This window comes from Clostridia bacterium (assembly GCA_035561135.1).
Lineage (GTDB): Bacteria > Acidobacteriota > Terriglobia > Terriglobales > Acidobacteriaceae > DATMYA01.
The window spans coordinates 633281-656250 of the sequence record DATMYA010000008.1 but is presented as its reverse complement, the minus strand read 5'-3'; the positions used below and the strand labels follow the sequence as shown (position 1 = coordinate 656250).

The 22970-nt window shown below is 59.0% G+C and carries 17 protein-coding genes; 11 read left to right on the top strand and 6 right to left on the bottom strand.

Going from position 1 to position 22970, the window contains the following annotated elements; all coding sequences use genetic code 11:
* Nucleotides 1-55 precede the first annotated feature (55 nt).
* Both VN622_02915 and VN622_02910 read left to right on the top strand, forming a co-directional pair.
* Nucleotides 56-430, top strand: a complete 375-nt coding sequence (locus tag VN622_02915) for a hypothetical protein (GenBank protein ID HWR34807.1) — start codon at nt 56-58, stop codon at nt 428-430.
* Between the two features lie 229 nt (nt 431-659).
* The gene (locus VN622_02910; protein ID HWR34806.1) at nt 660-1925 is read left to right on the top strand and encodes a LeuA family protein; all 1266 of its coding nucleotides are present in this window, start codon (nt 660-662) and stop codon (nt 1923-1925) included.
* A gap of 96 nt (nt 1926-2021) precedes the next feature.
* Here the strand turns inward: VN622_02910 and VN622_02905 are convergent, their stop codons facing one another.
* Both VN622_02905 and VN622_02900 read right to left on the bottom strand, forming a co-directional pair.
* Nucleotides 2022-3398 (bottom strand): permease prefix domain 1-containing protein, encoded by a 1377-nt coding sequence (locus tag VN622_02905; GenBank protein ID HWR34805.1) that lies wholly within the window; start codon nt 3396-3398, stop codon nt 2022-2024.
* The gene (locus tag VN622_02900; GenBank protein ID HWR34804.1) at nt 3395-3733 is read right to left on the bottom strand and encodes a helix-turn-helix transcriptional regulator; all 339 of its coding nucleotides are present in this window, start codon (nt 3731-3733) and stop codon (nt 3395-3397) included. The genes VN622_02905 and VN622_02900 overlap by 4 nt, the downstream gene beginning before the upstream one ends.
* Before the next feature lie 236 nt (nt 3734-3969).
* Between VN622_02900 and VN622_02895 the strand changes: the two genes are divergently transcribed.
* From VN622_02895 to VN622_02875, 5 genes are all read left to right on the top strand, one after another.
* Nucleotides 3970-5220, top strand: coding sequence for a M20/M25/M40 family metallo-hydrolase (locus VN622_02895; GenBank protein HWR34803.1), 1251 nt, complete (start codon nt 3970-3972; stop codon nt 5218-5220).
* Entirely contained in the window at nt 5217-7025 is a 1809-nt protein-coding gene (locus VN622_02890) for an amidohydrolase (GenBank protein HWR34802.1), read from the top strand. The genes VN622_02895 and VN622_02890 overlap by 4 nt, the downstream gene beginning before the upstream one ends.
* Before the next feature lie 106 nt (nt 7026-7131).
* The gene (locus VN622_02885) at nt 7132-8076 is read left to right on the top strand and encodes a DMT family transporter (GenBank protein ID HWR34801.1); all 945 of its coding nucleotides are present in this window, start codon (nt 7132-7134) and stop codon (nt 8074-8076) included.
* A 145-nt stretch (nt 8077-8221) separates the two neighbouring features.
* On the top strand, nt 8222-9802 hold the full coding sequence (locus VN622_02880) for a Do family serine endopeptidase (protein ID HWR34800.1): 1581 nt from the start codon (nt 8222-8224) through the stop codon (nt 9800-9802).
* Nucleotides 9803-9994: 192 nt separating this feature from the next.
* Nucleotides 9995-10540 (top strand): peptidoglycan-binding domain-containing protein, encoded by a 546-nt coding sequence (locus VN622_02875; protein HWR34799.1) that lies wholly within the window; start codon nt 9995-9997, stop codon nt 10538-10540.
* Nucleotides 10541-10724: 184 nt separating this feature from the next.
* Here VN622_02875 and VN622_02870 read toward each other — a convergent pair whose 3' ends face one another.
* The 4 genes from VN622_02870 to VN622_02855 all read right to left on the bottom strand — a co-directional run bounded on the left by VN622_02870 (nt 10725) and on the right by VN622_02855 (nt 18238).
* Complete coding sequence (locus VN622_02870; protein HWR34798.1) at nt 10725-14528, bottom strand: PAS domain S-box protein; 3804 nt, start codon at nt 14526-14528, stop codon at nt 10725-10727.
* A 60-nt stretch (nt 14529-14588) separates the two neighbouring features.
* Nucleotides 14589-15314: a CpsB/CapC family capsule biosynthesis tyrosine phosphatase gene (locus VN622_02865; GenBank protein ID HWR34797.1), complete on the bottom strand. Its 726-nt coding sequence runs from the start codon at nt 15312-15314 to the stop codon at nt 14589-14591.
* A 122-nt stretch (nt 15315-15436) separates the two neighbouring features.
* The gene (locus VN622_02860) at nt 15437-16648 is read right to left on the bottom strand and encodes an aminotransferase class I/II-fold pyridoxal phosphate-dependent enzyme (protein ID HWR34796.1); all 1212 of its coding nucleotides are present in this window, start codon (nt 16646-16648) and stop codon (nt 15437-15439) included.
* 54 nt (nt 16649-16702) lie between these two features.
* Nucleotides 16703-18238 (bottom strand): aldehyde dehydrogenase family protein, encoded by a 1536-nt coding sequence (locus VN622_02855; GenBank protein HWR34795.1) that lies wholly within the window; start codon nt 18236-18238, stop codon nt 16703-16705.
* Nucleotides 18239-18514: 276 nt separating this feature from the next.
* On the opposite strand from VN622_02855, the gene VN622_02850 reads away from it, so the two are divergent.
* The 4 genes from VN622_02850 to mreD all read left to right on the top strand — a co-directional run bounded on the left by VN622_02850 (nt 18515) and on the right by mreD (nt 22837).
* On the top strand, nt 18515-19807 hold the full coding sequence (locus tag VN622_02850) for a hypothetical protein (GenBank protein ID HWR34794.1): 1293 nt from the start codon (nt 18515-18517) through the stop codon (nt 19805-19807).
* Nucleotides 19808-20017: 210 nt separating this feature from the next.
* Nucleotides 20018-21079: a rod shape-determining protein gene (locus VN622_02845; protein ID HWR34793.1), complete on the top strand. Its 1062-nt coding sequence runs from the start codon at nt 20018-20020 to the stop codon at nt 21077-21079.
* A gap of 86 nt (nt 21080-21165) precedes the next feature.
* A complete protein-coding gene (gene mreC, locus VN622_02840) occupies nt 21166-22314 on the top strand; it encodes a rod shape-determining protein MreC (GenBank protein HWR34792.1) in 1149 nt (382 codons plus the stop codon).
* Nucleotide 22315: 1 nt separating this feature from the next.
* Nucleotides 22316-22837 carry a rod shape-determining protein MreD gene (gene mreD / locus VN622_02835; protein ID HWR34791.1) on the top strand — a complete coding sequence of 174 codons (522 nt, stop codon included), beginning with the start codon at nt 22316-22318 and terminating at the stop codon, nt 22835-22837.
* Nucleotides 22838-22970 lie beyond the last annotated feature (133 nt).

Below are 22970 nucleotides of genomic sequence, written 5' to 3'. Positions count from 1 at the left end.
AGTCCAGGGCGAACGTGGCGCCAGAGCGCCGGTCCCGCTCACAAAAGAGGTATACATGGCAACACCCGTCATGGAAGTCGATGCTCCTGCCACCCCGGTTCAACCGGAGCCATCCGTCCCCGACTATCAGCAAGTTGGCAATCATAAGGTTAAGACCAAAAAGCCTGCTCAGCGTGCCTGCAATCAGAAGGACGAAAAGGGCAAGATTTGCGGCGGACATCTTAAGCGCTGGTTCTATGCGGCTGATACCGTTGAGAAGGCCTGTGGCGATATTGAAAAGACCTATGGCAAGAACGCCGAGATTTACCGTTGCGAGAACTGCAAGGTGCTCTACTTGCCAAATCCCGAAGAGCCGAAGGCCAGCAATGTTGCAGGGCGCGGAATGCAGTCCGTCTTCGGTGTGACTGTACCTCCAAAGGAAAGCAAGTAAGCAGAATCCGATAAGTTTCGTTCGCGGGTCTCAAAAGGGGTGCGAGGCCCGCGAACTATTTGTTAGCTGCTGGCGTACCTTTTTGCATCTTCCTAAACAACGTTGCCGTGCGTGGGGTGCGGCAGCAACGCGATTTCTGTCGCGGTCATTACCGTGAACAAGAAAGTGCCAGGCCACGTAGAGCGCCATGGTGCGGCATGTCATGCCGGGCCATCAACCGAGGCAGTCCGTGTCCGTGAATTGTTCTGAGCTGATTTACGACTGGAACCAGGTATTTGCTCAGGCGTTGAAGCCGAAGGGCCGCGTCCTTCTCGATGACGAATCGTTGCGCGATGGGCTTCAGTCACCCTCCGTTCGCGATCCGTCCATCTCCGAGAAGATCGAGATCCTCCACTTGATGGAGAACCTCGGCCTCAACATGCTCGACGTCGGTCTGCCGGGTGCAGGGCCTCGCGCCTTCGAACATTCGCTCGCTCTTGTACAGGAGATCGCGCGCGCCGGGCTCAACATCAAGCCCAACGCTGCCGCCCGCACTCACGAGAACGACATACGCCCCGTAGCCGAGATTCAGCAGAAGACCGGTATCCCCGTTGAGGTCGCCATGTTCATTGGGTCCAGCCCCATCCGTCGCTACACGGAGGGGTGGACAGACGACTTCCTGCTTCAGACAACGGAAAAAGCCGTTAAGCTCGCGCGCTCGCTCGACCTCGAGATCATGTACGTTACCGAGGACACGACCCGTTGCGATCCTGAAACTATCAAGCGCCTCTACACCACTGCCATCGAGAACGGCGCGCACGCCATTTGCATTACGGACACCTGCGGACACGCCACGCCCATGGGCACGCTGGGCCTCGTTCGCTACGTGACGGAAGAAGTTGTGGGCCCAACGAAGCAGCCTATCCGCGTGGATTGGCACGGCCATTGTGATCGCGGGCTTGCCGTCGCGAATTCGCTTTCGGCGCTGGTCGCCGGTGCCGAATGTATCCATGCTTGCGCCGTCGGGATAGGGGAACGCGTCGGCAACACGCAGATGGATCTCATGCTGGTGAATTTGAAGTTGATGGGCGTGGAGCCGTGGGCCAGCCAGGACCTGAGCGCAATGAAGGCTTACTGTGAAGGCGTCGCGCTGGCCACGGACATGCCCATTCCGAAGAATTATCCCGTCGTCGGCGGCGATGCATTCCGCACCGCGACGGGCGTGCACGCCGCGGCCGTTATCAAAGCGTTCAGGAAGAACGACACCGAATTGATGAACACCGTTTACTCCGGCGTGCCCTCACACTATTTCGGCATGGAGCAGATCATCGACATAGGTCCGATGAGCGGCAAGTCCAACGTGCAGTTCTGGCTGGAGCGCCGCGGGATCGAGCCGACCGAGGAGTTGGTCGATCGCATCTTCTATAGAGCCAAACGATCTGATCGCTGCCTTACTGATGCCGAGGTGCTCGACTGTCACGCCTGCTATCTACGCGAGAGGGAAGCAAAGCGCTAAAAAAAGGACGCCACGCAGTCCAGCAGCGGCGTCCGCTGACGGTCGAACACAAGTTAGTCGCGCGGCGGTTCGAATACATCCAGAGATTCGGTCAGGTTAACGGTACCCGAACACGGGCGGAAACATGACGACTACCAGTGCCGCCCATACGGAGTACACAAGCAGATAGGCAATCTGCCATCGCTCCAGCGCGGCGAACGAGCCCCGGTGACGCACGAAGCAGGCATAGAGCCATGCTGACCCCGCCAGGTTGACGAGCAGAATGAGATTCTCGCCAAGAGCCGCCACTCGGTTGGGAGTGAAGCCAAACTCGGAGATGCGGGCCGCAATCGCCCATAGCGCCACCCCATCGACCACGAGCGCGCTGACCACGAGCAGCAGTTGCAAGCCGTCGAAGAAGTCGGGCGGTGCCTGCGGGTCGCGTGCGGATGCGGCGTAGAGCACTAACCCCACGACGACGGCCAGCAGCAGATCGAAGCCGATCAGGATCTCCCGCTTCATATTGATAGGATTGCCTGTCCACGCCATCGTCGCCAAAAACCCAAGGAGCAGAATCGTGAACAGCGGCGTGAAGAGCCTGGTCAGCACCGGTGCCATGTTCTCTATGACGCTTTGCTTCGCCTCCACGAGCCAGGATCCGATGATGACGGCCCCCGCCGCCCCGCACGGAATCAGCCAGCCCGCGATAAACCACCCAGGTTTCATATCGATGGCGGAGAACAACATAGCCGTGAAGGCAGTGACCACCCCTCCGCCGAGTGCGATGAGCACGTAGTAAATGGCGAGCTCGCCCGAGAATCGGACGAAGTTCATGCGCTCACCGTCGGCAAACCAGCGGCCTCGAACGTACGCGAAGCCGACGGCCAGCCATAGGGCGATTGGCAAGTGCAGAGCTGTCAGCACCTCAGTGTCGCTGCCGGTGCGGAAGGGGTAGACATTGGCGAAAACGGCCGCGGCCGCGAAGGGCAGGGCCACCCAGCCGCCACTTATAACATTCGACCCGCGCTTCCAAAGAAAGTAGACGGTGAGAAGCGGCAAGACGAACAGGCTGGCGTTGCGGAAGTAGAACGAAGGCACGTTCTCATCAGGGCTGAGCCGAAGACCGAACAGCGCCGGTATCTTGATTGCAAGGGCCGCCGCTATGGCGAGGCTCAGCACGACGAGCGTCTCGGCGCGTGTCGTGTTCGCCGACTCATCGACTGCGTCAGGGGTAATGACCAATTGCTTCCACAGCCGCTCGGAGTGCGCGCGTGCGAACTCGCGTGACAGCGCATCGAGGCTGCCCATGCGCTTGACCGCAATTAAGAAAGCTTCATCCCCTGCCAGACCGGCCTCGGTAAGCGCCACCAACTGGTCGCGCAGATGTCCCTCAAGCTCCTCCACGTCGGGACCGTGAAGCGCCTGCCGGCGGCTTACGTACGCGCGCCACTGCGCGATTTGCTCCTCGAGCGGCTGATCGGAGAAGGTCGTCATGCCGTGCACGCCTCCATCCAGATACTCCGCAAAGTACTGTCCACAACCTTCCACTGCTGCCGCTGGGCTGCGAGATGGGCCCGGCCTTCTTTAGTGATCCGGTAGTACTTACGCCTGCGGCCGCTCTCCGACGCGGACCACTTCGACGCGACATGACCTTGGCGCTCAAGACGATGCAGCACGGGATACAGCATGCCGTCGGTCCACTGTAGGTGACCGCCTGACAACTCGGCCACTCGCTTGATGATGGCGTAGCCGTAGCTGTCGCCTTCAGCAAGGATGGCGAGCACGAGCGGCGTGGCGGAAGCAGCAACCAGGTCCTTACTCATGTCCATACGTAGAGGTCTTATATATTGCGCTTCTATGTATGTCAATCATCTTGACGGAATCCCCACACGACGCGCAGTTCGTTCGGTGGGGATTCCGCAGGCGTGCCGTGCTCTTTTGCGGTCTGTTTAGTTTCCGTGGAACCGAAGAGCGTCCTGCCAATCGACACTGAATTACACTCACCTGCTGCTGGCCGTTGTACTATTCCACTTTCTGGCCAGCGTAGCTCGCAATTGTGGATGCTATGGGATTGTCCGAACATCGCGGAATCGGAGTTCTGCCCACTATCGCTGCGCAACAGGACGTTGCGCGACTGGCGGAAGCGCGCGCTCTGCATGAAGCCTTTGCGTGGCTGCGTGCTCACGAGCGTGAAATGCAGGAACGCCAGCTTGAAGTGACTTGCATTCCCGCTCCTCCGTTTGGTGAAGACGAGCGCAGTCTTTGGATGGAAGCGCGATTTCGCGATCTCGGCTTTTCCTTTGTCGAACGCGATGAACTTGGTAATGTACTTGCCTTGCGTCCTGGGCAGGACGAGTCGAAGAAGTTCGTTGCACTCTCCGCGCATCTGGATACGGTCTTTCCCGCCGGCACACCCATCCACGTCCATCGCTCCGGAGACAGGCTTGTAGGCCCGGGTATCTCCGATAACAGCGCCGGAATTGTCGCCCTGGTTGGCATTGCCAGAGCGCTCGCCGCCGCCAATATCCGCACGCAAGCTTCGCTCCTGTTTATCGGAAACGTTGGTGAAGAGGGTGAGGGTGACCTGCGTGGCATGCGGCACATTTTCTCGCAGACGCGCTGGCGTGAAGCCATTGGCCACGTTCTCGTGCTCGACGGCGCGGGAGTGGACAGCATCGTCTCAGAGGGCCTCGGCAGCCGCCGCTTCGAGGTCACCATCCAAGGTCCCGGCGGACACTCATGGAGCGACTACGGCGTTCCGAACCCGATCGTCGTTCTTGGCCGCATTATCGAGGCGCTCAGTCGTACTCCCCTGCCGCAGTTGCCCAAGACGACCTTGAACGTCGGCATTATCGAAGGCGGCACGTCGATCAATTCCATACCCGAGTCGGCAACGATGCGCGTCGATCTGCGCTCCACGGATGCGGTGGAGATCGACCGGCTCGAAGAGATACTTCGCCGCACCACGGACGAGGCTGTCCAGACTTCGCGTTCGGAAGCCCAATCTCGCGCAACATTGAAAAGTGTTATCCGAGGCATCGGCAGCCGCCCGGCCGCAGATCTCAGTCCCGACGCTCGTATCCTTCACGTGATTCGCGCCGTCGATGCGCATCTGCAAAACCCATCCTCGGTTCATCGCGCCTCCACCGACGCCAACATCCCGCTGTCGCTCGGCATTGAAGCGATTGCGATCGGCGCTGGCGGCAGCGGCGGCGGAGCGCACACGTTGCACGAGTGGTACGATCCGCGGGGACGTGACTTCGGACTGAAAAGAATCTTGCTGGCGACGCTAGCACTCTCGGGAGCTATGGAATGAAACTCGCTACGGCAGTTCTGGTCGTTCTTGCCGGAACTATCTTCGCTGGAACGACAGTGGCTCAAACCAAGCCTGCGAACAAACCTATGAACGTACCGGACAAGCACGAAACGGCTGGGCCAGCCGACGTCATTTTCATCAATGCCAATATCTATCAGCCCAGCGTCAGCGGACATGTGAGCGGCGAAACCGTGCCGCGTAATTCGCAAACCGGGAAGGCTGTGTCCAAGCAGGCGTCATCGTCCGAAGGCACGCGCTGCACCGCCCTGGCGGTTCGCGGCGACCGCATCATCGCCGTCGGCATCGACTCGGAGGTGCTGAAACTCAAGGGCAAGTCCACCCGCGTCATCGACGTTGGCGGCAAGTTCCTCATGCCGGGCTTTAACGATGCCCATCTTCACCTCGCCAGTGGCGGGTTCGAAAAGTTGAACGTCGATCTCGTCGGCACCACGTCGCTCGATGAAATGAAGTCGCGCATCGCAGCGCGCGCGAAAACCACCGTCAATGGCGAGTGGCTCACCGGACGCGGCTGGGACCATACGAAGTGGGCCGCCCTGGCGCTGCCCACCCGTCAGGACATCGACAGTGCCACAGATGGACATCCTGCGATTTTCGTTCGGGTTGATGGACATATCGCGATTGCAAACACCACCGCGTTGCAGGCAGCCGGGATAACCGCAGCGACGAAAGACCCGCAGGGTGGAAAGATCGACCGCGATGCCCGGGGCGAGCCTACAGGCATTCTCCGTGAGGGAGCCCAGGATTTGGTTAACTCGAAGATGCCCAAGCCGAGTCCGGCGCAGCGTCGTAAAGCCATCGAACTCGCCATGGCAGATGCCGCACAGCACGGCATCACCTCAGTGCAGGACAACTCGTCATGGGACGACTTCCTCGTTTACGAGCAGCTTCAGCGCGAGGGCAAGCTGACCTTGCGCATCACGGAGTGGCTTCCGTTTGAAGCTCCGATGAATGTGCTCCTCAGCCATCGCTCGCATCATAGCGCCGCCGATCCTATGTTGCGTGTCGGCATGCTCAAAGGATTCATGGACGGTTCTCTTGGTTCCCGAACTGCCGCACTGCTGAAACCCTATGCCGATGAACCTGGCAACTCCGGCTTGCCGCAGTTCGATCAGGCCAAGCTGAACAAAATGACTGATGAGCGCGCCGCCGCCGGGTTCCAGATCGGCTTCCATGCGATCGGAGATCGCGGTGCGCAGATGGCGCTCGACGCTTACGCCGAGGCCGAACGCTACGCTCGCGAGCACGACGCCTCGAAGGCGAAGCGCGAATTCCGCTTCCGGATTGAACACGACCAGGTCATCGCTCCTGAACAGCCTGAGCAGTACCGCCGCCTCGGCGTCATCGCATCCGTGCAGCCGAACCATTTACTTACGGACATGAACTGGGCCGAATCGCGAATCGGCGCCGAGCGCGCCAAACATTCCTATCCGTGGCGGGAGTTTCTTAACAATGATGTACGCGTCGCCTTCGGAACTGACTATCCGGTTGAGCCAATCACGCCGTTTCGCGGCGTGTACGCCGCCGTCTCGCGCATGAACGAAGCCGGCACTCAAACCTACTACCCTGAGCAGAAGCTCACTATCGACGAAGCGCTTCGAGCCTATACCGTTGACGCCGCCTTCGCCGAATTCATGGAGCGTGAAAAGGGAATGCTGGGACCGGGCATGTTGGCCGACCTCGTCGTCCTCGACCGCGATCTTCCGCAGGTGGCGCCCCAAGAAATCCTTGGAACGAAGGTCCTGCGCACGGTCGTCGCCGGTAAGACGGTTTACGAATCGCAGTAGCCTCGTTTCAGTATCGTAGGAGTTCAGAGTAGGAGGCCCGCTTCCGAGGCGGGCCTTTTCTGTTCCTGCTGGCGACCGCGGCACGCGGGCTGTTACCTTTGTTATCGTGTCCCGTTCGGTCAAAGCCCATATCCTGCTCGTCCTCATCACTTTCATCTGGGGCGTAACTTTCGTCGTCATCAAGAACGCGCTCGACGATGCGACTCCGCTGCTCTTCAATGCCATTCGAATGGTGCTTGCGGCAGCCGCATTGGTTCTCTGCTTCCGCCGTGAGTTCAAAGTCATGACACGGGCTTCGGTGGTTGCCGGCATCGTGGTTGGCATCTTTCTCTGGCTGGGATACGAGTTCCAGACCACCGGCCTCAAACTCACCTCGGCTTCGAAATCGGCGTTTCTGACGGGAATGTCTGTCGTGCTCGTGCCAATCATCCTGGCAGTCGGGTGGCGAAAAAAGCTGAATCACTGGTCCACGTTGGGAGTCATTGCGGCATTTGTCGGGTTATACCTTATGACGGTTCCTGCAAACGGCGCCGGTGACGTCTTCTCGCTGGAGGGCGTTAATCTGGGCGATCTGCTGACGCTCGGATGCGCGATTGCGTTTGCCTTCCAGATCATCATGGTGGGACGCACGACCGTGAAGTATCGTTTCGAACAGATCGTCGTGGTCGAGGCGATTACCTGCGCGGTGCTCATGGTGTTCACCGTGCCCTTGCTGGAAACTCCGCACATTGTGTGGTCGCAGCAAGTGGTGTGGGCAATTCTGGTGACGGGGTTGCTCGGGACGGCCGCCGCCTGGACGGTGCAGGCGTGGGCACAGCAGTTTACGCCGCCAACGCATACGGCGCTGATTTTCGCGCTGGAACCGGTTTTCGCCGTTCTGACGTCCTATGTTGTATTGGGCGAGCGCCTGGGTATTCGGGCGGGTGTCGGATCGGCGCTGATCCTTGCGGGCGTGCTGATCAGCGAACTGCTCTCATCGTCGCAGGAGACCAAGACGGAGATGGTGGAAGAGACGGGCGAGGCGGCGCAGCAGATTTCAAGTATCGATTAGCGTGTAAAGTGCGTCTAACGATTCGAGAACTGCTTTTGCATTCCTCATCCAAATTTGTCATTGGTGCAAGGATGGAGTGATAGCCGGCCGGTTCATCCGTCAAAGGCTATAATTTCTGTCAGGCATGTTCTGCCGGAGGGTAACTATGGATCCGCTCAACAGCGGTTTCTGGCAAAAGATCAGATTGAACCGCTTTGCTTCGACATTCGTGATTTCGGCGACTCTTACGCTAGGAATTCTGATTGGCACGGTCGTTTCACATGGCGTGAAGGGCAAGGAGATCAATTCGGACGACGCTGCCCCGCTGCAGATTGCTTCGCCGCAGCAGCTTTCCAGCGTCTTCTCGCAGGTTTCGAAACAGCTCGAACCTTCGGTGGTCAACATCAACACCGAGTCGACCATCAAGAACCCGCACAGCCGTCTGCGCCGCTCGCCCGTACCGCAGAATCCGGACGAACCCGGCGACGAAAACAATCCAATGCAGGACTTCATGGATCGTTTCTTCGGGGGCGCGCCTGACCAGGCGCCGGAAGGCATGCGCCAGCGTTCGCTCGGGTCGGGCGTTATCGTCGATCCCAAGGGCTACATCGTCACCAACTTCCATGTGGTGGACAAGGCCGATCGCATCCGCGTGAATCTAATGGGCGAGCCGCCCACAGTGAGCTATGACGCGCAGGTTATCGGCACGGATCGTGAGACCGATCTTGCCGTCATCAAGATCAACGTGAACCGCCCGCTTCCCGCAGCGAAAATGGGGAATTCCGAATCCATGACTGTGGGAGACTGGGTGCTCGCAATCGGCAGCCCCTTCGGTCTCGAACAGACGGTTACCGCTGGAATCGTCTCTGCAAAGGGCCGCAACATCGTGCCCGGACGCCAGTTCCAGTCGTTCATACAGACCGACGCAGCCATCAACCCTGGCAACTCCGGTGGGCCGCTGGTGAACATGGCCGGCGAGATCATCGGAATCAACACGGCCATCTTTACGCAGAGCGCCGGTTACCAGGGCGTGGGTTTCGCCATGCCGTCCAACACAGTGACGCAGGTCTACAACCAGTTGATTGGGCCGGAGCACAAAGTTTCGCGCGGCTCCATCGGTATTGAGTTCAGCGCGCAGCCGAACCCGGCAATTGCCCGTGTCTATGGGGTGAAAGGCGGCGTAACGGTGCAGAACGTCGTCCCCAACGGTCCCGCAGCACAGGCAGGCCTTCAGACGGGCGACACCATCACTGCCGTTGATGGCAAGGAAGTTAAGACAGGCGACGAGCTCGTTAACGAAATCTCAAACCGCAAACCGGGTACCAAACTTCGGTTGACTCTCGTTCGCAATTCCAAGTCGCAGGATGCGACGGTTACGGTCGCCGATCGCGCCAAGCTGTTCGGTGCGCGGCTCGGCTTCGAGGAAGAGGATAGCGAGGACCAGACACCGAAGGAGACAAAGCTCGGCGTCACCGTCCGCCCCGTTACCCCTGAACAGGCCGAACGCCTGAACCTGCCGCGCGGCAAGGGCGTGCTCGTGCAGGATGTTCGTCCGGGTGGCTTCGGCGATAGTGTCGGTTTCAGCCGTGGCGATATCATCCTGGAGATTAACCGCCAGCCGGTTCCCGACGAGGACACGTTCCGTCGTCTCGAACAGAACCTTAAGAGCGGTCAGGACGTTGTTTTCCTGGTTCGTCCCAGAGGGCGGGATGCCGGTACTATCTTCCTGGCCGGTACACTTCCGTAATAAACTAAGCAATCTCCCGGCTGGCGCTGGGGCATCGTATTGAGAGATGATGCCCAACGTCAGCCGGGTGTTTTCTACCCCTTTCGCGTGCGGCATGGGCCATTGGGCTGTTCGGGGGTATTCTTCTGAGCCAATCTCCCATCCTCGCAGACGAGTACTCGAGGAGAGGGAAACTCCGTTCGAGGTGTAGCGGTGCGGTTTTTTTATCTGGATAAAACGCTTGGCGTGCTTTGCGCTCTGCTCTTGTTTGTGACTTTTTCTCCAGCGGCGACAAAGCGGGTTTCAAAGAAGGCTGCGCCTGCCAAAACCAGGGTAGCTGCAACCAAACACGTCTCCACCGCTTCCGCGAACAAGACCGCTCGGAGCACGACCACTCGCACCGGCAAGAAAACGAGGAAGACCAAGAAGGCGGCTAAGGCGAAGGTCGTACGTCGTCGTGGTCAACAAGCCATCTCCTCCGAGCGCACTCTGGAAATTCAGGAAGCGCTCATTCGCGAGCACTACCTGGACGGCGAAGCCACCGGAACCTGGGATCAGGGCACAAAAGACGCCCTTGTGCGTTATCAGCGAGCCAATGGCTGGCAGTCGAAAGTCCTGCCTGATTCGCGTGCGCTGATCAAGCTCGGGTTGGGCCCGAGCCACAGCGGGCTTCTGAATCCCGATAGCGCTGCGGTAAGTTCGCCGCACGAACTTGTCGCCGAACGCGAAATTCCCGGCGGCTCCTCGATGCCGCAGTAAGTAGATATTGCTGATTTCCTGAATCAAACAGAAACGCTGAAGAAGTCTCTTCGTGAACATTCACGGCACGCCTGAAGGCGTGCCCTTCAAGGAATTTAGCTTGTCAGCAATCTAACGCGGCCCAAGAGGCCGCGTTTTTTTATTCGGATTATTTGGACCGGCCCCCGGTCGGGTTCTGCTGCTGTCAAGCGCCGGTTTCCCCATCCAGCACCTCGCGCACTTTGCGCGCCAGCGCTGTCGGCGTGAATGGCTTCTGCAGGAATGCCGTGCCCGGATCAAGCACGCCGTGGTGGATGATTGCCTCTTCCGTGTACCCGGACATGTATAGCACTTTCATCTCCGGACGGAGCCCGCACAGCCGCTTCGCAACCTCACGTCCGGACATCTGCGCCAGCACCACATCCGTTACGAGCAGGTGGATACGTTCCGGATGCTGTTCACACGCGATCAACGCCTCCCCGCCGTGCTGCGATTCGATGACAACGTACCCGTGCCTTTGCAATACCTCCCGCACCAGCGCCCGGACTCCGTCCTCATCCTCGACCAGCAGGACGGTCTCTGTTCCTCGATAGGTGCCCCCGGCCGCGGGGCGGGTGACCATTGCTTCCGGGCCGCCTTCCACGACTGGCAGGTAAACCTTGAACGTTGACCCAAGACCCGGCTCACTATAAACCCATACGTGGCCGCCACTCTGCTTGATGATTCCGTAAACGGTCGACAGGCCAAGTCCCGTACCCTTGCCCATCTCTTTGGTTGTGAAGAAGGGCTCGAATACGTGCGAGGCGGTCTCGGCATCCATGCCGATTCCGTTGTCGCTCACGCCAATCATGACGTACTCGCCAGGTTTTACCATTGCGTGTTCGCGCGAATACGACTCGTCGATGACGAAGTTCGTCGTTTCGATCGTCAGGCGGCCGCCGCTTGGCATGGCGTCGCGCGCGTTCACCGCAAGATTCATGATGACCTGCTCGATCTGCCCCGGATCGGCCTTCACGTGGCCTAGCGACGGCGCGAGCACCGTGAGTAGTTCCACGTCCTCGCCCAATAGCCGCCGCAGCAGCTTATCCATGTTCGTGACGATTGCATTCAGATCCAGCACCTTCGGCGCGAGCACTTGCCGCCGGCTGAAAGCGAGCAGTTGGCGAGTCAGGGATGCCGCACGGTCCGCCGCCTTTCGGATTTCTTCGACTTCGTTGCGCATCGGATTGCCCGGCGCAAGCTCCGGCAGCATCAGGTCGCTGTAGCCCTTGATGACCGTGAGCAGATTATTGAAATCGTGGGCGACGCCACCCGCGAGTCTCCCCACAGCTTCCATCTTCTGCGAGTGACGCAGTTGATCTTCCAGAGTCCGGCGTTCGGTGATGTCCTCGGCGATCATTTCGAAATTCTCGGGCTCGCCCATGTATCTCGAACCGCGACACCCGCTGAGCCGAACCGTAATGGCGCGACCATCCTTGCGCTTCCAGCGTGTCTCCAGGCCTCCAATGCGAGGTGTACCGCGAATCTCGGTCAAGAGCCGGTGCCTTTCGCCGGGCTCCAAGTAGAGATCGTTTGCCATATCGAGGGCCAGCAACTCTTCCGCCGAGTCGTAACCCAGCATCTCGACAATCGCGGGGTTTACATCGAGGAAGCGCCCTTCCAGCGTGGAGCGGTAAATGCCGTACGCCGCGCTCTGTACCTGCGAACGATAGCGCGCTTCCGATGCGCGCAGAGCATCTTGGCTGCGCCGGTGCTCGATGGCGCGAGCCACCTGCTGCGAGACGAAGGTCAGGATGTTCTGTTCCTGCGTCCCGAAGCGCACATGCTCCGAGTAGCTTTGAACGGTGAGCACGCCGAAAGTCTTCTCGCCCATTTTCAGCGGAACGCCGAGCCAGTCAATGGACGGTGCGCCACGCGATTCAACCTCTCCTTCCGCCACCAGTTCTTCAAACTTCTTCGGGTCAGCGAACAGCGGCCGTCCCGTTCGCAAAACGTAATCGGTCAATCCGCGAAGCCGCTGCTGCGGCGGTGGCGGGTTTTCGTCTTCTTCATCGACGAAGTACGGAAAGCTGATCATCTGCCCTTCGTCATCCAGCGTCGCAATGTAGAAGTTCCTGGCGTACATCAACTCCCCGACGATCTCGTGGATGGCCGCGTAGAGTTGCCGCAGATCTTCGGCGGCGCTCGCCAGGTTAGCGATACGGTACAGAGCGGATTGCAACTGCTCGGCGCGCTTGCGTTCCGTGATGTCGAACGCCGTCGCCAGGACCGCGGCCTCGCCCTCGAACTTAATCACCGTCGCGCTGAAGTCCAGCCAGCGCAAATCGCCCGCCTTCGTGACAATTCTGAACTCGTAGCGGAGCGGAGCCTTCTCGCCGCATCGTTGCTCCTCGGCCCGCTTGCGCATCATCTCCCGGTCGCCAGGGTGCGCCAAGTCCCACACGTTCATCCGCATCAGTTCCTCACGCCGATAGCCAGAAATCGATTCGCTGGCGCGATTTGCGTATAGGAACCTGTTTCCCGCGTGAATGTAGATCGCGGACGCTGCCGTGTCTGCCACCGCCCGGAACTTCGCTTCGCTCTCGCGAAGAGCGTGCTCGCTGCGCTTGCGCTCGGTGAACTGCCCGATCTGGCTGCCGATGTCGGCCATCACCTTGAGCAGTTCGAAGTCGGGATATCGAGGCGTGCGGCTGAACAATTCCATCACTGCCGTAATTGCTCCGCTGTAGCGGATGGGTACAGCGAAGCAGGAGCGCAGGCCCGCCTCCGTTGCCTTCATCTGGGAGAGTTCGGAGTCCGCGCTCAGGTCCGTCACCCAACAGGGTTCACTGCTCTGCCATACGCCGCCGGCTACCGTCTTGCCGCGCTCGCAATGCTCGCTGTCCCGAAGCGGAAACCCAGTTTCGAATGACGGCGATTGCCAGCTTTGCTGCAACGTGAGCGACTCAGCGGCGGCATCCACGCGCCACACGCGGCCGTAGTCCCATCCCACACCCGTGCAGATCGCCTCCAGCAAGCGCGTCAGTGCTTCGTCCAGGGAGCGCGACTCCGCCAGGATTCGCGTGGTGGCGAACTGTGTCTCGCGGTAGCGCCCGGCCCTCTTCTGGTCAGTGATGTCACGGTAAATGATGTAGCGGCCGATCTGTCCCTGTGTCACATGAATCGGCGTTCCAAGGATCGAGACCTCGATCAACGTGCCATTTTTGCACCGCCGCACTGTTTCCACATCGAAAGGCTGTCCCGTGCTGATGCCCTTCGTGAGCGCGCTCGCCTCGCTGAGTTGGTCGTCCGGCACGATGAGATCGTCGATGAGTACGCCACAGACCTCGTCGAATTCATAACCGAACATCCGCGCGAATTCACGGTTGGCGCGCAGCACCTGACCATCGTTATTCAGTACCACGATGCCTTCTGGCGCACACTCGTAGAGTTCTTCCAGGTATGCCTTCTGGAGTTGCAGTTCTTCTTGCGCGTACTTGCGCTCGGTCACGTCGAACGCTGTTCCCAGCACCGCGGGCGCACCGTCGTAGTCGATCATTCCGGCCGTGAAGTCCAGCCAGCGTTCGCGGCCATCTTTGGTGATGATCTTGAACTCGTAGCGCGATGGCATGACACCGCGCCGCTGCCTCGCCGTCCCACGCTCCCGCACGACATTGCGATACTCGGGATGCACCAGGTCCCAAAAGCGCATCCCGAGCAACTCCGAACATGAATAGCCGGTGATGGTTTCGCTCGCCGTATTGACGTACTTGAATTTGCTGCCCTGGTAGATGAAGATCGCCGACGCTGCCGTTTCTGCAACTGCGCGGAAGCGTATCTCGCTCTCCCGAAGCGCGCGTTCGGCGTCCTTGTGATCGGTGATTTCGATGTCCTGAACTCCTACCGGCGCACGGTCACGGGACTGGCTCGGCGGAGCCGATTGCGAATGGTCTGAGATGGGGGACCCTCCTGCTCGCTCTTCGAAACGTCGCAGGAAGAACTTATAACCCAGAGTACAGGTAAGTTGCACCGCAAATCATCAGCACGAACCAATTCCATACTCGTCATGAAGCGAACGCCATCGCGTTCGTTAAGGAACGTAGGGAAGCGCTTCGCCGCGAACGATCGCCTGCGGATTGCCTGCCACCAGCGCCGTTGCAATCTCCGAACCGCAAATCTCGGCGGCGGCGCTGCGACCCTGTGAAAGCACTGGGTCGCGTCCAGTTGGAGCGTGCGCATCGCTCGCGATGACGTGTACTGCGTTCTTCTTCAACAGCCATCTCGCAACTTTCTTTGGCGTGCTGCCCCAATAGCCCGTCAGCGAGTTCGCCGTTATCTGCACAATGCACCCGAGGTCGATCCACTTCAGCAGCGTTTCAGGATGCTTCTGCAGAATCAAGTTGCGTTCCGGATGCGTGATGATCGGCGTCAATCCGAAATCACAGACTTTCCCCAGCACGTTTACCGTTGCCGGCGCGATTGTATAATCGCTGAATTCCACCAGCAGGTATCTCGTGTCTGCAATTGTGTAGCGCTCCGGGTGCTTAAGCGCATCCTGCACGTTCTCATAGGAGAAATGGAAGTCGCACCCAAGACTTAATTCCAGCATGTTGCCGGAACGCTCTCGCAGCGCTCTCAATGTCGCAAGGTGCGATTCGCGATCGTACACGTACCGATCGTTGCAGTGTGGCGTGGCAACAATGTGGCTCGTGCCGTCTGCAACGGCAACACGACACATCTCGACGCTCATCTCCCAGGACTTCGAGCCGTCGTCGACAGCTGGGAGGATGTGGCAGTGGATATCAACCATTCCCATGTGAGTAGTGCGATTAGAACAGATGATTTGCCCGGCGGGAAAGCCTGGGGTCGGGACTTGCAGCCTGCAAAAGAAAACGGCACCCGCTGTTCCGGATGCCGTCGATTTGGCGACAGGACGATTTATGCGTATCGCGTCTGCATGAACTCGGTCATCGCTTCATACGCCGCCTTCAATACCGGCTCTTCCGGCAGGAAGACAATGCGTATGTGCTTGGTGCCAGGCTGCTGGCCAAAGCCGGAGCCGTGGACGACCAGCACATGCTTCTGTGTCAGCAGGTCGCGCACGAAGGTCAAATCGTCTTCGGGGATATCGAGTTTCGCATGAGCGTAGAACGCGCCTTTCGGAGCGACCAGGCTCACCCGCGGAGTGCGATTTGCCCAGTCAACCGTGACATCGCGCCGGCGGCGCAGCTTCTCTGCCATCACCACCAGATGATCTTGCGGACCTTCAAGCGCCGGCTTCACCGCGAATTGCATTGGATGCGGTGCCGAGAGACGGGCGCGCAACAGGCGATGCACGCCTTCGATGAACGGATTGATTACCTCGCCTGGACCTGTCGCGATGCCCCAGCCGATTCTCCAGCCAGGCGCCAGGTATGCCTTCGACAGTCCGTTAAACGTGATGCACGGAACATCCGGCGCCAGCGTGGCGATTGAAATGTGTTTGTCCGCCGGATCGAAAAGCAACTTGTCGTAGATCTCGTCCGCGAACAGGAGCAGGTTATGCTTGCGCGCCATCTCCGCAACCGCTTCCAGCGTTTCCTTTGAGTACATCGAGCCGGTCGGATTGTTCGGATTGATCAAAATGATCGCCTTCGTGCGGGCGTTGATCTTCTGTTCCATATCCGCGAGGTCGGGCTGCCAACCGTTCGCTTCATCGAGGTAGTAACCGTTCGGCACCGCGTCCAGCTTTGCCAGCACGGCCGAGTACAGCGGATACTCCGGAATCGGCGTCAGTACGTTGTCGCCGGGATTCAGCAGCGCCGTCAAGCAGGTATCAATTGCTTCTCCGCTGCCAAAAGTTATGAAGATGCTCTGGATGTCCTTGAAGCCATGCCTCTCGGCCTGCGCCCGGATAGACTCCACGGCCGGCTTGATGCCGAGCGAATCAGCATATCCGTTGTAGCCGTCTACCATCGACTTGCGCACGGCTTCAATCAGGTGCGGCGGAGTGGGGAAGTCGAATTTGCACGGGTCCCCAATGTTCAGGTAAAGGATCTTGTGGCCTTCGCGCGCGACCTCGTCGGCCAGCACGGCCAGGTCACGGATTGCATAGCGCACGTTTGCTATGCGGCTCGCGGCCAGGATCTCAGGTACTTGCTTCGTCACCATTATTGCGTCCTTTATAAAATCGGGGCTCCGTCTCCGGAGCCCCCATGCTTTCAACTACTCGGGTCTGTCGATCTGTGCTTTTTGCAGCTTATCGGAGTAGTCGATGTAGATTGCCTTCCACTCCGTGTAGAAATCGAACGCTCCAATACCACCCTCGCGATGTCCGTTGCCCGTGGCCTTAACGCCGCCGAAGGGCAGGTGGACTTCCGCGCCAATTGTTGGAGCATTGATATAGGTAATGCCGGCGTAGAGGTCGCGCATGGCTTTGAAGGCGCGGTTGACGTCCTTGGTGTACAGCGCCGACGAGAGGCCGTACACAACGCCGTTCGCGATCTCAATCGCGTCGTCCAGATCGTTGCACGGAATGACCGAAACGACCGGGCCGAATATTTCCTCCTGCGCAATACGCATCTTCGGTTGCACGTCCGAGAACACGGTCGGCTCGAGGAACCAGCCGTGCGCGTACTCGCCCTTGTCCAGACGATTGCCGCCGCAAAGCATCTTCGCGCCTTCGTTCTTCCCGATCTCGATGTACTTCAAATCGGATTCCATCTGCGCCTTGTTCACCGCCGGACCCATATCCACCGACTCGTCGAGGCCGTTGCCGATCTTCAGCTTCTTCGCGCGCTCCACAAGCATCTGCACGAACTTGCTGTAAACGCCCTTCTGCACAATGATGCGGCTTGTCGCCGTGCAACGCTGTCCCGTGGTGCCGAATGCGCCCCACAAAGCGCCGTCCAGCGCAAGCTCAAGGTTTGCGTCGTCCAGCACGATCATGGGGTTCTTGCCGCCCAGCTCCAGCGAGCAGCGCTTGAAGGTCTCGGCGCACTTCGCGCCCACGATCCGTCCCACTTCGCTTGAGCCGGTCAGCGATACGGCACGCACATCCGCGTGCTCGGTGATCGGGGTCCCCACGCTCGATCCGAAGCCGGTCACGATGTTGACGACGCCCTTCGGAATACCCGCATCCGTCAGCGCCTGCACAAAGTTGAAAACCGATAGCGGCGTGTCCTGGGCCGGCTTAATGACGCAGGTGTTGCCTGCGATGATTGCTGGGAAAAGTTTCCACGACGGGATCGCCATGGGGAAGTTCCACGGCGTAATCATGCCGCAGACGCCAATCGGCTGGCGCACGCACATGGCGAACTTGTTGGGTAGCTCGGAAGGCGTCGTGTGACCGAACATGCGGCGCCCTTCACCGGCAAAGTAGTAGCCGGTATCGATCGCTTCCTGCGTATCGCCGCGCGTCTCCTTAATCACCTTGCCCATCTCGCGGGTCATGTCCTGCGAGTACTGTTCCTTGCGATCTTCCAGGAGGCGCGATGCCTTGTAAACCATCTCTGCGCGGCGTGGCGCCGGAACCAGCCGCCATGTTTCAAAGGCCTTCTTTGCTGCTTCCACGGCGGCGTCCACGTCCGCCTTCGCCGACTTTTGGAAGACGCCCACCACTTCCCGCGTGTCGGCCGGATTCAAGTTTTCGAAGGTTTCGCCCGTGCTGGCCTCTACCCACTCGCCATTGATAAGGTTCTTGTAAACCTTCGTCTTCGCATCACGGGAGCCCAGTGACGCAGTATGCTCAGTCGTAGCCATCGTAATTGCCTCCACGGAATCAACCGCTCATCGTATCTGCCCGTCACAGAACGGCGCAAGTAGCCCAAGTCACAGGCGAAAGTTCGAGCCAGGCGAGTCGCTGGGAGTGGTGGGAGATACTATGGCGGACGAGTTGCATTGTCGCCGGCCACAAACAGTTGATCATTTCGGGAAAGAGCGCCGCCGCGCTTCCTGATCCTGCTCTCTCTGCGCCTAATACTCTGTTGTCATACGTTAACCTTGTGGTACTCTCGCTTCGCTCGCTCAGAAAAAGGTTTGGTTCGATTTCAAGTGCCGCCTCGACGCAAATCGCAGATCCAGATTTCGTGGACGACCATCACTTACCGAAGTGTTGTGATGGCCGTGCTGCTCTTCCTCGCGCTCTGCGGAATCATCTCGTACATTGTCTTTCCGCAGCCCACGAAGAATGCTATTGAAGCGGCCGGCAACTTCGCGGCGGACATGCTTGCGAAGGTTGGCGTCGGAAATCAACGCGGAAAGTCGCAGACTACTGGCCCGCAGCAGGCGCACTTCACGAATATAGACGGCACCGTACGCGTCAAAAAGAGTTCCAGCAATACCTGGAGTCCGGCTGATTACAGCACTCCCCTGGAAAAGGGCGACGTCGTGCAGACCGGCTCCGAAGGCATGGCCCGCGTCATCTTCGGCGATGGCACCAGTTACACCGTCAAGCAGGACTCGCTCATCGTCATCGAAGATAATTTCCTCAATGCCAACCAGCAGACACAAGTTTCCGTGCAGGTCACTACCGGCACGGTGGATTTGTCGACCGCTACGTTCTCGCAAGGATCGCGTGCGCAGGTGGTCGTTGCCGGAGCCACCGCCGCCTTCTCGTCCGAAAGTTCCGCGCAGGTGCGCAACGATCCGCGCCGCGACGAGCACGAAATCCTGGTGAAAAAGGGCGCTGGCGAGGTGACTCGCGGCAACCAGGTCGTCCGCCTGTCGGATTACGAGAAGGTCAGCTTCAAGCTGGATTCGCCTACCATGGCGAAGGAGAAGCAACTTGGCCCGCCAACCCTCATTGGTCCGGCGAATATGGCCCCGATATTTGCTACTGGCAAGCAGGCGACCGTGCAGTTTTCGTGGACGCCGGTCGAGAAGAGCGCCGCCTACCGCGTGCGCGTCTCGCGCAATCCATATTTCTCGTCCGTGGTCCTGGATGAAAAGGTCGTCCAGCCGCAGATTGTCTCATCCATGCATGAAGGCGCTTATTACTGGATGGTGCAGTCTCTGGACGCCGCTGGGCGCGAGTCCATCGATAGCGAGAAGAACCGTTTTACCGTCATTCCGAGAGGCGCGGAACCCGTTCCGCTTGCCTTGGAATTGCATCCGTTCGTCCAGCATGGCCACGTGATCGAAGTGCGCGGCAAGACCGAGTCGACGGCGCGCGTCATGGTCAATGGACAGGAGGTGCCCATGGTCGCTCCCGACGGAAGCTTCCAATATCTGACGCCTCCCCTGCCATCGGGCGAGAACGTCATCACCATCACCGCCCAAAACACGAAGGGCGGAGTGAATACGCAGCAGAAGAAGGTCGTAATCCAGTAAGATTAGTTTCAGTGAACCCAGTCAACTCAACGCAAAAAAATTTTGCAGGTGTTTTGTTCGCGTCCCGGTCCTTCCTGAAGTATCCTCGGAAGTTCAGCGTACCGTATAGGGCTTTTGGTGTATGCAGTTCCGGGCCAGTGTGTGGCATAACAGAGAAGCTGGTTTCACCCAGTACGACATTCAGAAGTTCGCAGAGAGAAAAGTTCAGCAATGGCATCTAACGGTTCATATAGCGGATCGCGCTTCGCCAACCTTCGTTCCTTGTTCAGCATGTTTTCCAGTGACCTCGCAATCGACCTGGGAACAGCCAACACCCTCGTTTACGCGAAGGGGAAGGGCATCGTCGTAAACGAACCCTCCATTGTCGCCATCAACAAGAACACCGGCGAAGTCGAAGCCGTTGGCAAGGAAGCGAAGGAAATGCTCGGACGCACGCCGGGCAACATCGTCGCCATCAAACCGATGAAGGACGGCGTTATCGCCGACTTCAAAGTCACTGAGAAAATGCTGAACTATTTCATTCAGAAGGCGCACAACCGAAAGATGCTTGTGCACCCGCGCATCGTCATCGGCGTCCCGTCGGAGATTACGCAGGTAGAGAAGCGCGCCGTCATGGATTCCGCCTACCGCGCCAAAGCCAGCGAAGTTCATCTGGTGGAGCAGGCAATGGTAGCCGCGATCGGCGCCGGACTGCCCATCACGGAACCCAGCGGCAACATGGTGGTCGATATTGGCGGCGGCACCACCGACATCGCGGTTATTTCGCTCAGTGGCATCGTATACTCGCGCTCCGTCCGCATGGCCGGCAACCAGATGGACGAAGCGATCATGAATTACCTCAAGCGCAAGTACAACCTGCTGATCGGCGAGCGCACGGCGGAGCAGATCAAAATTGAAATCGGTTCGGCGTACCCGCTTGAGAAGCCGCTCACCATGGAGATTAAGGGGCGGAACCTTATCGAGGGCGTTCCCAAGACCATTACCATTGATGACAGCGAAATCCGCGAGTCGCTCGGCGAATGTGCTTCCACTATCATGAACGCCATTCGCGTGGCGCTTGAGCGTACCCCTCCCGAGCTTTCGGCCGACATCAGCGACCGCGGCATTGTGCTCACAGGCGGTGGCGCGCTGCTCAAGAATCTGGACAAGCGTATCCGTGAAGAAACCGGACTCCCGGTTTCCATTGCCGACGACCCGCTCGCAAGCGTCGTCCTCGGAACGGGCAAGATGCTCAGCGACTTCAAGCTGCTGAGAAAAATATCGATTGAGTAGGAACTCGTTTCGCGTCACGGGTCGCGAGCCGCCGGCGTTCGCCTCCGGCACTCGCGGCTTAAGACCCGCAACCCGCGACTGAATCCATGGACAGCATCTTTAAGCGGCACGCCAACATCTCCGTCCTCGCAGGCGTGCTCACTCTGCAATTGCTTGGCTTGGCCATTCAGATTGAAGCGCCGACGGATCGCGGTTCCTCACGCCTCATCCGCACCTGGGCCGTTGCGGCCCTCACGCCTCTCGAAAAAGGTTTCGTGCACTCCCAGCAGTGGGGGCGCAGCATCTGGACCAACTACTTCTATCTACGCGACGTTCGCGGCGAGAACGAGCAGTTGCGCGCGGAAATCGATCGCATGAAGCTGGAGCAGATACGGCTTCAGCAGGATGCTGCGCAAGCGCGTCGCATCCAGGCGCTGCTCGCTTTCAAAGAGGAGTACATTTCGAAGACTGTGGCCGCGCAGGTTATAGGTTCCAGCGGCAGTGAACAATCGCGTGTCCTCTACATCGACCGCGGTTCCGATCATGGCATTCAGCCCAACATGGCCGTCATCACGCCAGATGGCATTGTCGGAAAAGTTTTGCGCGTCTATTCCAGCTCGGCCCAGGTGCTTGAGATTACGGACCAGACCAGCGGTGTCGGCGTCATCCTGGAAAAGACTCGCCTACAGGGAATTCTGAAGGGCTCCGTCAACGGCATCGCGCAAGTCAACTACATCATGGCCGACGAAAAGGTCGAGCCCGGTGAAACCCTCATCACCAGTGGCGGAGATCACATCTTCCCCAAGGGACTGCCGGTTGGACGCGTAAAAACTGTCACGCCCGGCAAGGGCATGTTTCTCGACATTCGCATAGATCCCGCCGCCGAACTTACGCGACTGGAAGAAGTGCTGGTCATCACGAAGATCGAAGAGCGCGAGCCGGATACAAAGGACCTCGGCCCCATCCGCGCCGCGGACATTCTTGCCGAGCGCTTGCCGTCCGTTCCGCCAAAGCCGCCTGAAAGCGCACCCGCGACAGGGCAGGCAGGCACGGGGCAATCAACAACAGGGCAATCCCCAGCCACGCGGCAACCGACGACGGGGCAACCAATCCCGGCCGCGCCAACAGCGATGCCGAACACGTCGCCCGCCGGCACAGTTAAGAAGCCTACCGCCGCGCCTCCAGCCGCGAGTTCCAAGCCGTCCGTTCCATCAGCACTACCGGCTCAATTGAAACCAGCACCGCAGGACCACTAACGTGACGAGTGTCAGTTATACATCGCGAGAGCAGATAGAGGTTTACCGGTTTTCACTGCCGGTCGCCATCGGCGTGCCCCTGCTCGCAATCTTCCTGCAAGCGTTTCTCCCGGTCCGCATACATTTCTTTTCCATTTTTGATCTGCCGCTCCTGGTTACGATCTTCTTCGCCGTTGCCCGGCGCAATCCCGTTACGGGCCTTCTTACGGGCAGTATCATCGGACTTGTACAGGATGCGCTTTCGCACCATCCGCTTGGGGTCTACGGAATCGCGAAGACCGTGGTTGGTTATGTCGCTTCCTCGCTGGGCGTAAAGATAGACGTCGAGAATCCCGGCTCGCGTTTCATGATGACCTTCGCGTTCTACATCGTCCATAACGCGATCTATTTCGCCATCATGCGAGGCCTTGCACGCCAGAACCTCGGATGGCACTGGGGACACGAATTCGGCTCTGCTTTGGCGAATGCCGTGATGGCCGTTGTCGTCTTCGCCATGCTGGACCGGTTCAAGCAGCGCACCTAAGCTCTGCGGATGTAGTCCTGGCCAGTCTTCCTTATCGCGGAAGATTCCGAGAGAAGGCCGGACTTTAGCGTCTCCATGGTCCGCAGCTCAGGTTAGAATTAAGTAAATCGCCGAATTTTCAAATGTCGATTTG

Bases quoted from the DNA above. Each gene is read 5' to 3' on its own strand.
- mreC (HWR34792.1), top strand. From the start codon at position 21,166: ATGGACAGCATCTTTAAGCGGCACGCCAACATCTCCGTCCTCGCAGGC.
- VN622_02860 (HWR34796.1), bottom strand. From the start codon at position 16,648: ATGGTGACGAAGCAAGTACCTGAGATCCTGGCCGCGAGCCGCATAGCA.
- VN622_02880 (HWR34800.1), top strand. From the start codon at position 8,222: ATGGATCCGCTCAACAGCGGTTTCTGGCAAAAGATCAGATTGAACCGC.
- VN622_02855 (HWR34795.1), bottom strand. From the start codon at position 18,238: ATGGCTACGACTGAGCATACTGCGTCACTGGGCTCCCGTGATGCGAAG.
- VN622_02915 (HWR34807.1), top strand. From the start codon at position 56: ATGGCAACACCCGTCATGGAAGTCGATGCTCCTGCCACCCCGGTTCAA.
- VN622_02865 (HWR34797.1), bottom strand. From the start codon at position 15,314: ATGGGAATGGTTGATATCCACTGCCACATCCTCCCAGCTGTCGACGAC.
- VN622_02895 (HWR34803.1), top strand. From the start codon at position 3,970: ATGGGATTGTCCGAACATCGCGGAATCGGAGTTCTGCCCACTATCGCT.
- VN622_02905 (HWR34805.1), bottom strand. From the start codon at position 3,398: ATGACGACCTTCTCCGATCAGCCGCTCGAGGAGCAAATCGCGCAGTGG.
- VN622_02845 (HWR34793.1), top strand. From the start codon at position 20,018: ATGGCATCTAACGGTTCATATAGCGGATCGCGCTTCGCCAACCTTCGT.
- VN622_02900 (HWR34804.1), bottom strand. From the start codon at position 3,733: ATGGACATGAGTAAGGACCTGGTTGCTGCTTCCGCCACGCCGCTCGTG.
- VN622_02890 (HWR34802.1), top strand. From the start codon at position 5,217: ATGAAACTCGCTACGGCAGTTCTGGTCGTTCTTGCCGGAACTATCTTC.